The organism is Sphingopyxis sp. OAS728 (genome assembly GCF_014873485.1).
In the GTDB taxonomy this organism is placed as follows: Bacteria; Pseudomonadota; Alphaproteobacteria; order Sphingomonadales; family Sphingomonadaceae; genus Sphingopyxis.
The window spans coordinates 1,369,906-1,383,712 of record NZ_JADBDT010000001.1 but is presented as its reverse complement, the minus strand read 5'-3'; the positions used below and the strand labels follow the sequence as shown (position 1 = coordinate 1,383,712).

Annotated in this window: 16 protein-coding genes; 13 read left to right on the top strand and 3 right to left on the bottom strand. The window is 64.6% G+C overall.

What is annotated here, in order from left to right; translation table 11 throughout:
* Positions 1-17 precede the first annotated feature (17 nt).
* Positions 18-887: a hypothetical protein gene (locus GGC65_RS06445; protein ID WP_192646398.1), complete on the bottom strand. Its 870-nt coding sequence runs from the start codon at positions 885-887 to the stop codon at positions 18-20.
* 63 nt (positions 888-950) lie between these two features.
* On the opposite strand from GGC65_RS06445, the gene GGC65_RS06440 reads away from it, so the two are divergent.
* The 11 genes from GGC65_RS06440 to GGC65_RS06390 all read left to right on the top strand — a co-directional run bounded on the left by GGC65_RS06440 (position 951) and on the right by GGC65_RS06390 (position 11,356).
* Complete coding sequence (locus GGC65_RS06440) at positions 951-1,523, top strand: NifU family protein (RefSeq protein WP_192646397.1); 573 nt, start codon at positions 951-953, stop codon at positions 1,521-1,523.
* Positions 1,524-1,547: 24 nt separating this feature from the next.
* A complete protein-coding gene (locus tag GGC65_RS06435; RefSeq protein WP_192646396.1) occupies positions 1,548-2,141 on the top strand; it encodes a malonic semialdehyde reductase in 594 nt (197 codons plus the stop codon).
* A gap of 14 nt (positions 2,142-2,155) precedes the next feature.
* Positions 2,156-2,773, top strand: coding sequence for a tRNA (adenosine(37)-N6)-threonylcarbamoyltransferase complex dimerization subunit type 1 TsaB (gene tsaB / locus GGC65_RS06430; protein ID WP_192646395.1), 618 nt, complete (start codon positions 2,156-2,158; stop codon positions 2,771-2,773).
* Positions 2,770-3,252, top strand: a complete 483-nt coding sequence (locus tag GGC65_RS06425) for a GNAT family N-acetyltransferase (RefSeq protein ID WP_318780128.1) — start codon at positions 2,770-2,772, stop codon at positions 3,250-3,252. Before tsaB ends, GGC65_RS06425 begins: the two co-directional genes overlap by 4 nt.
* 109 nt (positions 3,253-3,361) lie before the next feature.
* Positions 3,362-3,796: a MucR family transcriptional regulator gene (locus GGC65_RS06420; protein ID WP_192646394.1), complete on the top strand. Its 435-nt coding sequence runs from the start codon at positions 3,362-3,364 to the stop codon at positions 3,794-3,796.
* A gap of 134 nt (positions 3,797-3,930) precedes the next feature.
* Positions 3,931-4,356, top strand: a complete 426-nt coding sequence (locus GGC65_RS06415) for a Fur family transcriptional regulator (RefSeq protein WP_039575806.1) — start codon at positions 3,931-3,933, stop codon at positions 4,354-4,356.
* Positions 4,328-5,113, top strand: a complete 786-nt coding sequence (locus GGC65_RS06410) for a lysophospholipid acyltransferase family protein (protein WP_192646393.1) — start codon at positions 4,328-4,330, stop codon at positions 5,111-5,113. The genes GGC65_RS06415 and GGC65_RS06410 overlap by 29 nt, the downstream gene beginning before the upstream one ends.
* Before the next feature lie 7 nt (positions 5,114-5,120).
* Entirely contained in the window at positions 5,121-6,458 is a 1,338-nt protein-coding gene (miaB, locus tag GGC65_RS06405) for a tRNA (N6-isopentenyl adenosine(37)-C2)-methylthiotransferase MiaB (protein ID WP_192646392.1), read from the top strand.
* A gap of 130 nt (positions 6,459-6,588) precedes the next feature.
* Complete coding sequence (locus GGC65_RS06400; RefSeq protein ID WP_192646391.1) at positions 6,589-7,596, top strand: PhoH family protein; 1,008 nt, start codon at positions 6,589-6,591, stop codon at positions 7,594-7,596.
* A gap of 447 nt (positions 7,597-8,043) precedes the next feature.
* Positions 8,044-10,356 (top strand): TonB-dependent hemoglobin/transferrin/lactoferrin family receptor, encoded by a 2,313-nt coding sequence (locus tag GGC65_RS06395; RefSeq protein WP_225940702.1) that lies wholly within the window; start codon positions 8,044-8,046, stop codon positions 10,354-10,356.
* Between the two features lie 22 nt (positions 10,357-10,378).
* Positions 10,379-11,356 carry a DUF6607 family protein gene (locus tag GGC65_RS06390; RefSeq protein ID WP_192646390.1) on the top strand — a complete coding sequence of 326 codons (978 nt, stop codon included), beginning with the start codon at positions 10,379-10,381 and terminating at the stop codon, positions 11,354-11,356.
* A 52-nt stretch (positions 11,357-11,408) separates the two neighbouring features.
* Here GGC65_RS06390 and GGC65_RS06385 read toward each other — a convergent pair whose 3' ends face one another.
* Positions 11,409-11,855, bottom strand: a complete 447-nt coding sequence (locus GGC65_RS06385) for a hypothetical protein (RefSeq protein ID WP_192646389.1) — start codon at positions 11,853-11,855, stop codon at positions 11,409-11,411.
* Between the two features lie 4 nt (positions 11,856-11,859).
* Entirely contained in the window at positions 11,860-12,240 is a 381-nt protein-coding gene (locus tag GGC65_RS06380) for a DoxX family protein (protein ID WP_192646388.1), read from the bottom strand.
* Between the two features lie 215 nt (positions 12,241-12,455).
* Between GGC65_RS06380 and GGC65_RS06375 the strand changes: the two genes are divergently transcribed.
* Positions 12,456-12,911: a carboxymuconolactone decarboxylase family protein gene (locus tag GGC65_RS06375; protein ID WP_192646387.1), complete on the top strand. Its 456-nt coding sequence runs from the start codon at positions 12,456-12,458 to the stop codon at positions 12,909-12,911.
* Positions 12,911-13,789: a sigma-70 family RNA polymerase sigma factor gene (locus GGC65_RS06370; protein WP_225940701.1), complete on the top strand. Its 879-nt coding sequence runs from the start codon at positions 12,911-12,913 to the stop codon at positions 13,787-13,789. The genes GGC65_RS06375 and GGC65_RS06370 overlap by 1 nt, the downstream gene beginning before the upstream one ends.
* Positions 13,790-13,807: the final 18 nt, after the last annotated feature.

Here is a 13,807-nt window from a genome sequence, read left to right as displayed (position 1 = left end):
GCTGTGCGCCCTTTGCTTCAAATGATGCCAAAGGTCCAGCCTTCGGTTTGTGCCAAGCGATTTGTCAGCGGTGCAGGTGTCCACGACGCCGGGTCCGACGCGATCGCGCGGAGCCAGGCGGCTGTGAGCAGCGCATCGCTCGCATGGTCGCTGACCGGTCCCGCCAAACCGCACGGCGGCGAACCCAAGGCCGCGAGCGCAGCGTCGAGCGCCGCGCCGTCGCGAATCTTGCTGCGCCCCGGCGGCAGCCCTGCGGCGCGTGCGGCAAGGCTGGTGTAGATTTCGACGAGCATCGGGCCCTTTGCGGGTACCGGGTCGCCCGGCCACAACGGGATGCGGCCCGCCAGCCGGTGAAGCAGGCGCATGCCCGACAGGCTGGCTTTGCCGACCTGCGCCGCGCCGACCAGGTTGAAGTTGCTGACGCTCGCCGCCTGTTTCGTCGTACGTTGGTACCGCTCGACGACCCGCAGCCGCCCCGTGCCCGCTTCGAACAGATCGCCCGCCTCGCCAAGGTGGCGGAAATGGCGCCGAGCCTCCGTATGCGCCAGGAATCCGCCGATCTCATAATGCGGATCGCCCCCCGCCAGTCGTTCGACGAGCGCCCACAGCGCGCGCATGTCGGCCGGGCTCTCGGCCCAGCCGGGGAAATAGGCGTTGTGGTCGGCAAAGGCGAAGGCGGCCGAAAAGTCGAACCCGATTAGCATATCCGTGCCGTCCGCCGCGACGCCTTCCAGCCAATCGAGGATTTCGGCGCGCGACCAGATATGCCCCGGTCGCACCAGCGCGGGCGCCGCTCTGCCACTCGCGACCGCCAGCGCGATCCCGCGCTGCCGCGGGCCGCGGGCGCCCGACCAGTCGAGCGCGGCAAAATGGGTGAAAGGACGCATCGGCGCGCCTTAGCGCATCCCTATCATCTTGCACAAAGCCTCGCTCCGCCCCACATGCACGCCATGCTGATCGAAACCGAATCGACGCCCAATCCCGCGACGCTCAAATTCCTGCCCGGCCGGGCGGTGATGGAGACGGGAACCCGCGACTTTGCGAGCCCCGAAGAGGCCGAAGCGTCGCCACTCGCAAGCGCGCTTTTCTCGCTGGGCGATGTGACGGGCGTCTTCTTTGGCCGCGAGTTCGTGTCGGTGACGATCGCCCCCGGCGCCGAATGGGCCGATGTGAAGCCCGACGTGCTTGGCATCGTGATGGACCATTTCCTCGCCGACGTGCCTTTGTTCAACGCCGCGAGTGCGGGTTTTTCGGTGCCGGCCGAGGCTGAAGGTTTTGCCGACGATCCCGCCGACGCCGACATCATCGACCAGATCAAGGAATTGATCGAAACGCGCGTCCGCCCCGCGGTTGCCAACGATGGCGGCGACATAGTCTATCGCGGGTTCGACAAGGGAAATGTGTACCTCAAGATGCAGGGCGCGTGCGCGGGATGTCCGTCCTCGACGGCGACGCTGAAGAATGGCATCGAGTCCCTCTTGAAACATTATGTGCCTGAGGTAACGGCAGTTCACGCCGTCTGACCATTTTACCTGAGGAGTTAGCCCATGAGCGAGCCGCTTTCCGACAGCGCTCTCGACCAGCTGTTTCGTACTGCGCGCACCTATAACGGCTATCTCGACAAGCCCGTTTCGGAAGCGCAGCTGCACGCGATCTGGGATCTGGTGAAGTTCGGCCCGACCAGCGCCAACAGTCTTCCGGCGCGGATCGTCTGGTGCGTCACCGACGAGGCGAAGGCAAAGCTCGCCGCGCTCGCGCTGCCCGCCAATGCCGAGAAAATCCTGAAGGCGCCGGTCACCGCGATCATCGCGAGCGACAATGAATTCCATGAACACCTGCCCGAACTCTTCCCGCACGCCGATGCGCGGAGCTGGTTCGTCGGCAATGAAGCGCTGGCGCAGACGACCGCGTTTCGCAATTCGAGCTTGCAGGGCGCCTATTTCATCCTCGCCGCGCGCGCGCTCGGTCTCGATACGGGCCCGATGTCGGGCTTCAACAATGCGGGCGTCGATGAAGCTTTTTTCGCCGACCAGCCGCATGTGAAGAGTAACTTCATCTCGACGCTCGGTTATGGCGATCCAGCGACGATCTTCGCACGCAGCCCGCGTCCGGACTTTGCCCGCTTCAACCGCATCGCCTGACTGTTCCCACCCTCATGCGGCACCTGGTCATCGATTCGGCGAGTGAGGCCTGTTCGGTCGCGCTGCTGGAGGATGGTGTCGTTATCGATCATCGTCACGAGGTCATCGGCCGCGGCCATGCCGAGCGGCTCGTTCCGCTGATCGCCGAGCTGACGGACGGTGGCCGCGCCGATGTCATCGTCGCGGGATGTGGGCCGGGCAGTTTTGCGGGGGTGCGCATCGGGGTGGCGGCAGCGCGCGCGCTGTCGCTCGGCTGGCAGGTGCCCGTACACGGCTTCTCGACGCTTGCGCTGGTCGCAGCCGGCGCCGCCGATGATATTGCGGCGGCTGGTGGCGCGCTTGTGGTGATGGAGGGCGGTCATGGCCAATGGTTCGTCCAGCCGTTCGCGGCCGACCTGTCGCCGCGCGCCGATATCCGCTCGCTCTTGCCCGACGACGCCGTCCTGCTCGAAGACGAGCTGATCGTCGGCAATCGCGCCGAACCCTTTGTCGCGCGTCGCGGCACAGGGCGCGCGCTTGCGATGCTGCCCGACGCGCGCGCGTTCGTGCGGCTGCCGCCTGCGGCGCTGATCGACCAGCCCAGCCCGATCTACGGCCGCGCGCCCGATGCCAAGCCGATGACGCCGGCGTGACCGACGCGATCCGCCTCGCCACCGCCCGCGTCGGCGATCTGGCCGCGGTCATGCGCGTGATGGATGCCGCCTTCGATCCCGCCTTTGGCGAGGCATGGAGCGGCGCGCAGCTCTTGACCTTGTTCGCGCTCCCCTCGGCGCGCGTGTGCGTGGCGTGGGACGGCGAGCAGGCATGCGGCTTTTCGGCAGCGCGCATCGCCGGACCCGAAAGCGAATTATTGTTGCTCGCGGTCGATCCGCTGTTCCGCGGCCGCGGTATCGGTGCGTTACTGATGGATGACTGGCGGGCGTGGGCAGCGGAGCAGGGCGCCGAGGATTATTTTCTTGAAATGCGGGCAGATAATGACGCGATACATCTCTATGAGAGCGTCGGTTTTTCGGAATGCGGCCGCCGGCTGGCCTATTACCGCGGCAACGACGGCGTAGTTCGCGACGCAATTACGATGCGGCAATCGGTTCGTGAACGAAAGCCTGACTGATCGGTCATTGCGGAATTCCATCCAAAGTGGCAGTAATCCTGCTGGCGAAAGAACAAATCCAATATTCGCCATTCATGCTTCTGGGTAATGAAAATCAAGGAATAGTCTCATGTCCGACCAAGCCGATACCAACGAGATGCTTGTTACGCTGACCGCCGACATCGTCGCCGCCCATGTCAGCAACAACAGCGTCGCCATTTCCGATCTCTCCATTTTGATAAATAATGTGCACGCCGCGCTGTCGGGTCTCGGTACCGAAGGTGTCGTCGAGGAAAAGCTGGTGCCCGCCGTGTCGATCCGCACCTCGGTCAAGCCCGACTATATCGTGTGTCTCGAAGACGGCAAAAAGTTGAAGATGCTGCGCCGTCATTTGATGACCCATTATGGCATGACCCCCGACGACTATCGCGCGAAGTGGGGCCTGCCCGCCGACTATCCGATGGTTGCGCCGAATTACGCCGAAAAGCGCCGCGCGCTGGCGAAGGAAATCGGCCTCGGCACCAAGGGCCGTGGCGGCGGGCGCAAGCGCAAGGCCAAGGTCTGATCCTTGCGATAAATCGCTCCAGCGGGAGCAGGGAAGGGCGGCGTCGTAGGGGTGCCGCCCTTGTCCTATGCGCGGGGCGTGCCTATACAGTTTGAAGAACAGAAATCCGACTGCATCTTGCAGGAAAGGCCCGCATGTCCGGTAACATCGATCTTGAAGCCCTGTGCCACGAAAAGGGGCTGCGCATCACCGAGCAGCGCCGCATTATCGCGCGCGTCATTTCGGATTCGGAGGATCATCCCGACGTCGAGACGCTCTATGAGCGCGCGTCGAAGCTCGACAGCGGCATCTCGATCGCCACCGTCTATCGCACCGTCCGCCTGTTCGAAGAAGCGGGCATTCTCGACCGCCACGATTTCGGCGACGGTCGCTCACGCTACGAAGCCGCGCCCGAGGCGCATCACGATCATCTGATCGACGTCGAAACGGGCAAGGTGATCGAATTCGTCGATCCCGAACTCGAAGCGTTGCAGAAGGTGATCGCCGAACGGCTTGGCTTCCGCCTCGTCGACCACCGCATGGAGCTTTATGGTGTCGCCATCGATCGCAAGCGCGACTGATCGCAGCTCGATTACCTGGCGGACGGTCGCCCGTCTCGCCCTGATGGTGCTGACGCTCCTTTTCCTGATCGTCCCGCATCTACTCTACCGTGCCGTCGGACGTCCTTCGCCGATGCTGATGGCGTTCCTCAACGCGGTCGGCTGGATTGCGGGACTCCGCATCCGCACGACGGGCACGCGTCTGCGGCGCAATGTGCTGTTCGTGTCGAACCATGTCAGCTGGCTCGACATCCTCGCGCTCGGCGGCGCGGCGCGCTCGGCCTTTGTGTCGAAGGCCGAGGTCGGCACGACCCCGCTCGTTGGCTGGCTCGCCGACCAGAACCACACCGTCTATGTCCAGCGCGAGGCGCGGCGCGAGATCCACAATCAGGCGAACGACCTGCGCAACGCGCTCGCGCGCGGTCGCCCGGTGACGTTGTTTCCCGAAGGAACAACGGGGCCGGGCGATGGGCTGCTGCCGTTCCGGGCGTCATTGTTCCAGGCGGTGATCCCGACGCCGCCAAACCTGCGCGTTCAGCCGGTCTTTCTCGACTACGGGCATGAGGCGAACGATATCGCGTGGCTCGACCCCGAATCCGGGCTCGACAATTTCAAGCGGCTGCTCGCGCGCAAGCGCCCGATCCATCTGACGATCCACTATCTCGATCCGCTTCCCGACATTGTCGAAGGCGACCGCAAGCTGCTCGCCGAGGCGGCACGCGCGACGATTGCGGCCGAAATTTCGCGGTCTTCCGCCAACGCGCCGCATCGCCTATAGCGCGCCGATGAAATCCGACTCTCCCAAGACATTCCACGTCAAATCCTTCGGCTGCCAGATGAACGTCTATGACGGCGAGCGCATGGCCGAGATGCTGGGCGCCGAAGGCTATGTCGCGGCCGCCGACGGCGCCGACGCCGACCTCGTCGTGCTCAACACCTGCCACATCCGTGAGAAAGCAGCCGAGAAAGTCTATTCGGACATCGGCCGGCTGAAGCGCGCCGACGGTAGCACGCCGACGATCGCCGTGGCAGGTTGCGTAGCGCAGGCCGAAGGCGCCGAAATCGCGCGCCGCGCGCCGAGCGTCGATGTCGTCGTCGGGCCGCAGGCCTATCACCGCCTGCCCGACCTGATCGCGCGCGTCGAACGCGGTGAGAAGGCCGTCGACCTCGACATGCCGCTCGAAAGCAAGTTCGGCGCGCTGCCGAAGCGCGCGGGCGGCCAGCGCCCGACCGCCTTCCTGACCGTGCAGGAAGGCTGCGACAAATTCTGCACTTATTGCGTCGTGCCCTACACCCGCGGCGCCGAGATCAGCCGGCCTTACGCCGACCTCATCGCCGAGGCGCGCGCACTCGTTGCCGGCGGGGTGCGCGAAATCACCTTGCTCGGCCAGAACGTCAACGCGTGGGACGGCGAGGATGACAAGGGCAGGGCGATCGGTCTCGACGGGCTGATCCGCGAACTCGCGCGCGAGGACGGGCTCGAACGGATCCGCTACACGACCAGTCACCCGAACGACATGACCGAGGGTCTGATCGCCGCGCATGGCGAGGTCGACAAGCTGATGCCTTTCCTCCACCTGCCGGTGCAGGCGGGCAGCGACCGCATCCTTGCCGCGATGAACCGCAGCCACTCGGTCGAAAGCTATCTGAAGGTCATCGAGCGCGTGCGCGCCGTGCGCCCCGACATCGCGATCTCGGGCGACTTCATCGTCGGATTCCCCGGCGAAACCGAGGAAGATTTCCTCGCGACGCTCGATATCGTCCGCGCCACCAACTATGCGATGGCATACAGCTTCAAATATTCGCGCCGCCCCGGCACCCCCGCCGCGACGATGGGTGACCAGATCGACGAGGCGGTAATGAACGATCGACTCCAGCGGCTGCAGGCGTTGCTCAACCAACAGCAGCAGGCGTTCAACGAAGCGACCGTCGGCCGCACGACGCGCCTGCTCCTCGAACGCAAGGGCAAGCTCGACGGGCAATTGATTGGCAAATCGCCCTGGCTCCAGTCGGTGCATGTTATCGCGCCGGGGCTGAAGATCGGCGATATGATCGATGTTCGTATCACCTCGGCCGGGGCGAACAGCGTCGGCGCCGAAGCTTTGACCGAAGAAGTCGCCTAGTGCGGCAGGCGGAAGCTGTCTCCCCGAAGACACACTCCGCCTCCTTCCGTCGCATTCGCAGCCTGCAAGTCATGGACTCCCGTTCTGGCGGGAGTACAGTCGTGTCGTCGATCGAAGGAGCCTTGCTTATATGTCCAAACGCCCGCTGACCGCCTCCACCCCCGCCGAACCCGGCGACCGCGTCCGACTGACCGCGGAATTCGAGCGAACGCAGCTTTTGGGCATTCTCTTCGGCGAGTTCGACCGCAACCTTGTCGCGATCGAAAACCGCTTGGGCGTCTATATCTCGGCGCGCGGCAACCGCGTGCAGATCGAGGGCGAGGCCGAGGCCGCGGCGCGCGCGCGCGACGTGCTCACCGAACTCTATAACCGCATCGAACAGGGGCAGGAGGTCGACGCCGGCCTTGTCGACGGGGTGATCGCGATGTCGGCGCAGCCGACGCTCGCGGGCATCATCCGTCACGACAAGGATGAAGCGCCGCCGATCATGATCCGCACGCGCAAGAAGACGATCGTCCCGCGCGCGCCGTCGCAGGTCCCCTATATGCAGGCGCTCGCCCGCGACGAAGTGATTTTCGCGCTCGGCCCGGCGGGTACCGGCAAGACCTATCTCGCCGTTGCGCAGGCGGTGGCGCAGCTGATCACCGGCAGCGTCCAGCGCCTCATCCTCTCGCGCCCCGCGGTCGAGGCGGGTGAGAAACTGGGCTTCCTTCCCGGCGATATGAAGGAAAAGGTCGATCCCTACCTCCGCCCGCTCTACGATGCACTCCACGACTGCCTGCCCGCCGAGCAGGTGGAACGCCGGATCGCGTCGGGCGAGATCGAGATCGCACCGCTCGCCTTCATGCGCGGCCGCACGCTCGCCGATGCCTTTATCATCCTCGACGAGGCGCAGAACACGACGATCCCGCAGATGAAGATGTTCCTCACCCGCTTCGGCATGAACAGCCGCATGGTGATCTGCGGCGACCCCAAACAGGTCGACCTGCCGATCCCCGCAACCTCGGGCCTCGCCGACGCGGTCGGCCGGCTCGAAGGGCTGGAGGGCATCAACGTCAGCTACTTCACCAGCGCCGACGTCGTGCGTCACCCGATCGTCGGGCGGATCGTCGATGCCTATGAGGGCCCGGGGGCTTAGCACGCAAACAGCGTCGGTTTTGGGGTTGGCAGCTGCCCCCTCGTGAACCCCGGCGAAAGCCGGGGCCCAGAATTTCAACGCTAGCATCGCGCTTTGCCGCACTGGGCCCCGGCTTTCGCCGGGGTTCACATCTCTATCAGCAGCTTCCGGTCGGTTTTCAGACGCTCGTCATCCCGGACTTGATCCGGGATCCATAGCCGCGCCGTCGTCGTGGACCCCGGATCAAGTCCGGGGTGACGACATTGGGGATGTCCGCAACCGGTCGCTATCTGCCTTTCCCAATTCCAACCTTGTTTCCGCATCCACCACGCCTCGGGCCGGGTGTTCGCGCGCGACCGTACTCGGCTGTTTTTCGAGAACGATTCGCAATAGCATATTGACCCACTGATTTTGCACGCCTAGAGCGCCGCTATTGCGAGTCAGTCGCAATCAATCAGGGGAAGAAAATTGAACATCCGACATTTGCCGTCCTTCACTCGCCTTGCCGCAGGCAGCGCGCTGGGCCTTGCGCTCGCCGCGACCGCTTCGCCGGCCTTTGCGCAGGACAATGACGGCGAATATTGGGTGTCGCTCAAGAACCGCATTGTCGTCACGGCGACGCGCACCGCGGTGAAGGCCGAGGATGCCCCGCTCACCGTCACCGTCAAGACCGACGAGCAGATCGCCGACGAACTCGTTACCGACATCCGCGACCTCGTCCGCTTCGAACCCGGCGTCAGCGTCCAGCGCCAGCCCGCTCGCTTCGGCGCCGCGCTCGGTACGACGGGCCGCGCGGGCAACGACAGCTTCAATATCCGCGGCATCGGCGGCAACCGCGTGCTCGTGCAGGTCGACGGCGTCCGCGTTCCCGACGGCTTCAGCTTCGGCGCGCAGGCGGCGGGCCGGGGCGACTATGTCGACCTCGGGCTCGTCAAGTCGGTCGAAATCCTCCGCGGCCCGTCGTCGGCGCTCTACGGCAGCGATGGCCTTGCAGGCGCGGTCAGCTTCATCACCTCGGACCCCGCCGACTTCCTCGAGCCCGGCAAGAATGTCGGCGGCCTGCTCCGCGCCGCCTACAGCAGCGCCGACGAGGAGTTCAGCGAGACCGCGATCCTCGCGGGGCGCAGCGGCGACTGGTCGATCATGGCCGCCTACACGCGCCGCGATCACAAGGAACTCGACAACAAGGGCAATGTCGCCGGCGGCGTCACCCCGACCGGCACCTCGGGCAAGGATGCGAACACCGGCCCGCTGCGCACGCTGCCCAATCCGCAGGACGGTCATTCGAATGCCGCGCTGGCGCGGATCGTTTACGATCCCGGCAATGGCCACAAGCTCCGCCTGACCGGCGAATATCTCGACACCGAACTCTACACCAACGGCCTGACCGGTGTGACGGCGACGCGCAACCCGCAAGGCGTCGTCACCGCCAGCGTCGACCGTCTCGAGGGCTTCGACAGCGGAGAGCGCAAGCGCGTGTCGCTCGACTGGAGCTGGGAAGGCGAGGGGGCGATCGATTTCGCGCGCGTCGCGCTCTACTGGCAGGACGGCGAGGATAATCAGTACACCGAGGAAGACCGCACCCCCGCAGCCGACCGCACGCGCCTCAACACCTTCGAAAATCGCGTGATCGGCGCCTCGGCCGACGCTCGCGCCGACTTTGCGACCGGCGCGATCACCCACCGTCTCGTCTTCGGCGGCGACATCAGCAAGACGCGCCAGCGCGGCCTGCGCGACGGGACCGTGCCTCCGTTCGGTGAGGTCTATCCGACGCGCGCCTTCCCGAGCACCGACTTTACCCGCGCCGGGCTGTTCGTCGGTGACGAAATCTCGGTCGCCGAGGGGCGCTTGCTCCTCTATCCGGCGCTGCGTTTCGACTGGTACGACCTGTCGCCCGACAATGATCCGCTGCTCCCGACCTTTGCCGGCGCCAAGCAGGACGGATCGCGCGTCTCGCCGAAATTCGGCGCGGTGTGGAAGGTCACCGACGACGTACGCCTGTTCGCCAACTATGCGACCGGCTTCAAGGCGCCCGAACCGGGGCAGGTGAACCAGTTCTTCTCGAACATTGCATCGGGTTACACCTCGATCCCGAACCCCGACCTCGGCCCCGAGCGCAGCGAAAGCTTCGAGGGCGGCATCCGCTTTTCCAGCGACGCGATCAGCCTCGACGTCACGGGCTTTACTGCGCGCTACAAGGATTTCATCAGCCAGGAACAGGTCAGCGGCAATTTCCTGCCGAACGATCCGGCCATCTTCCAATTCGTGAATCTCGACCGTGTCCGCGTAAAAGGCGCCGAGGCACGGTTCGAGGGGCGAGCGTCGTCCGGCCTGTATACGACGCTCGCCCTATCCTATGCCACCGGGACGCAGACCGGGCTCGGGCTCGAGCGTGTGCCGCTCCAGTCGATCGACCCGCTCAAGCTTGTTGCCGGGGTCGGCTACCGTGCGCCCGACGGGCGCTTCGGCGGCCAGATCATCATGACGCATAGCGGCCGCAAGGAGGAATCGCGCACCGTGGGCGTCGACGTCGATGGCGACCCGACGACCGTTTGCGGCGGTTCGGTCTGCTACCGCCCCGACAGCTTCACGATCCTCGACGCGACGGCCTTCGTGCGGGTGATGGACGCGCTGACGCTGCGCGCGGGCGTCTTCAACATCCTCGACAAGAAATACGCCTGGTGGAGCGACGTTCGCGGCCTCGCTTCGACCTCGGCCGTCACCGACGCCTATACCCAGCCCGGCCGCAACGCGAGCGTGTCGCTGAGCTTCCGCTTCTAAACAAAACAGAAGGACTGCACCGATGAAAACCTATCGCACGCTTGCCGCCGGGCTGTTGCTGCTCACCGCCGCGCTGCCCGTCGCCGCCTCGGCTCACCCGCCGATCGCCGCCGAGGCCGCTGCCGCCAATTTCGAACAGGACCGCGCCGACATCCTCGCGATGGCGGGCAATTACCGCGTCAGCTTTAATATGCAGGAATCGACGCGCTGGGATCCGAATTACGAAGTGCTCGAACCCAAGCGTTCGGGCGGCAACGAGGTTGTGCGCGTGATCGAGGACACGGGCCGCAAGATCAGCCTCCAGCACATGCTCGTCATCACCGGCGACGACGACAAGAGCATGATTATCAAGCATTGGCGGCAGGACTGGGAATATGAGCCCGCGAAGGTGCTGGTCTATTCGGACCGCAACGCGTGGACGTGGGAAGACGTGCCCGAAAAGATGCGCACCGGCCGCTGGTCGCAGACGGTCTATCAGGTCGACGACAGCCCGCGTTATGGTGGCTGGGGCCAGTTCGAAACGCAGGGCGGCGTCCGCCGTTGGCGCTCGAACTGGACGTGGCGCCCGCTCGCGCGCCGCGACGCCGTGCGCAACCCGGTCTACGACCGCTATTTGTCGATCAACCGCCACCAGCCTTCGCCCGACGGCTGGGTCCACTGGCAGGACAATACCAAGATGGGGACGAAGGACGGCAAGCTGGTGCCGATCGTCCAAGAATATGTGCTCAACACCTATATCAAATATGACCAATATGACGTGAAAGCCGCCGACGATTATTGGGCAGCGACCAAGGATTATTGGGCGGCGGTGCGCGCGGAATGGGACCGCGTCGCCGCGACCAAGGGCGGCATCGCGATCAACGAGGAAGCGCAGACAGGCACCGTGATCAGCGGCCGCCTGCTCGAAATGGCCGACGATATTCAGGAAAAGAAGCTGACCACCGCGAAAGCCATCAGCGAGGCGAAGAAGCTGATCGAGACGAACACGCGCAAGCTTTGACGACCTTCACCATGTGAAGCCCGAACTGGGGGTGGCCCGCAAAGGCCGCCCCCTATTTTGTGGCGATGTGGCGGCGCGCCATGCAGAAAGTGCGGAGCGCGACCGCGTCATGATAGGCGTTGTGCGGGACATGGCTGAGTTCGGCGGTCGAGAAATTGACCACCTCGGCGAGTTCGAAACGCACTGCCGATATGATCAGCCGCCGCCCGTCGTCGGTGACGAGCAGACGCGCGGCGTGAACGATATCCTCCGGCCAGTCGGCGACGAGCACGGGTTCCGGATCCGCCGATAGATAATCGGCAAAGGCCCATTGTAGTTCGTCATAGGATATCGGCTGGACGTCGAGCGCGGGCAGGACATGCGCCGCGACCCATGGTGTCGGATCGCGGCATTCGATGGCGCCGTAAAAGGGCGCCGAGCCCTCGCTTTCGGGAACGAGCGCGATCGAAATCAGCGCCCCTCCGAACCCGTTGAACTCGGCGTCGAGATAATAGCGCAACGCCTTATTTCTTCGTTGCGCCCTCGACGCTCCAGATGCCCGCACCACGCGTCGCGATGAACAGGAAGATGAAGCAATAGAGGATGATCGTCTCGCCGCCGTTGGCGATCGGATACAGTCCCTGCGTGGCGTGCGCGGTCCAGTAACCGACCGCCGACATCCCGCTCGCGATGAACGCTGCGGGGCGGGTGAACAAGCCGATGATGATCAGCGCGCCCGCGACCAGTTCGATCGTGCCCGCGCCATAGAGCATCGGCGTGAGCGGATAAGGAAAGGCGGCCGGGAATGCGAAGAACTTCTGCACGCCATGCGCAAGGAACAACAGGCCCGCGACGATGCGCAGCAAGGCATAGGCCTGTTCACCGAAACCATCGAGAAACTTCATAACTGCCCCCTCCAACAAAGATGATGGGATGCTAGCGCCTCGCCGCGACACATCAACCTATATCCCGGCCGACCTCGCCCTATCCCAAAGTGGCATTGCCTTTCGCCCCCGTCGCCACGGAAAAATGCATGCCGACGAAAAATATTTGGCCGGCATGTCACATCCGCCGCGGCCCGCTCGTCAAGTCTGCACAACCCCCATGAAGGAGATATGACATGACCAAGGTAACCGACCCCTACGCCGCCGCCCCGCAGCTCATGAAGCAGTGGATGGCCGTCAGCCTCGCAGCCGAAAAGAGCCTCGAGGCAAGCCTGATCGAACTGGTGAAGATTCGCTCGTCGATCCTCAACGGCTGCGCCAACTGCATCAATATGCACACCGTCGAAGCCCGCGCGAAGGGCGAGACCGAACAGCGCATGTATCTGCTCTCGGCGTGGCACGAAGCCCCGGTCTATACAGACCGCGAACGCGCCGCGCTCGCGTGGACCGACGCCTTGACCAAGCTGTCCGAAGGGCACACACAGAAGGCAGCCAAGGACGCGCTCGAAGCGCATTTCACGCCGGAGGAACAGGTGAACCTGACCGTGATGATCAACGTCATCAATGGCTGGAACCGTATCGCGGTCGGTTTCGACCTCTGGTACGAAAACGGCGCGCTGAAGGCCGCCTGATGACCCCCGAGGGCATCCGCGGCGAAATGGATGCGGCGGCGGACGCAGCGGCGAGTTTCGACCCGCTGCGTCCGCTTCTCACCCGCGTCGCTTACCGCATGCTCGGTTCGGTCGCCGATGCCGAGGATGTGGTACAGGATGCCTATATCCGCTGGCTCGGCACCGACCGCAGCGCGGTGCGCGAGCCGGCGGCCTTTCTTCGCCGCGCGGTGACGCGGCTCTGCCTCGACCAGATCAAGTCGGCGCGACACCAGCGCGAGACCTATGTCGGCCAGTGGCTCCCCGACCCGCTGGTCGAGGAGGAGGAAGAGGATGATGTCACGCTGCCGCTAATGCTCGCGCTCGAGCGCCTGTCGCCGCTCGAACGCGCCGCTTTCCTGCTCCACGATGTCTTCGGCGTCGAGTTCGACGAGGTTGCGAAGACGATCGACCGCGATCCCGCCGCAACGCGTCAGCTCGCCGCGCGCGCTCGCACGCACGTCCGCGACGCGCGCCCGCGCTACAAGCTCGAAAAGGAGCAGGGGCTCGAGATCGCCAATGCCTTTTTTGCGGCATCGCGCAGCGGCGACATGGGCGCGCTCGGTTCGCTGCTCGCTGCCGACGTCGGCATGTGGGCCGATGGCGGGGGCAAGCGTCCTGCGGTGGTCGAACCGGCACTCGGCTATGATATCGTGCTCAAGCTGCATCGCAGCTTTGCGGTAATGTACGGCAAATATGGCTCGACGCTCGTCCGCGCCGGGATGATCAACGGCCTGCCGGGCTTCGTCACGCGCGAGGCCGACGGAGAGTTTCAGACCACCGCGCTCGAAATCGAGGATGGCAAGGTCACCGGCATCTATGTGATGCGAAACCCGGACAAGCTTAAGCATATGCATTGATAGGCTTTTCGGCATTTT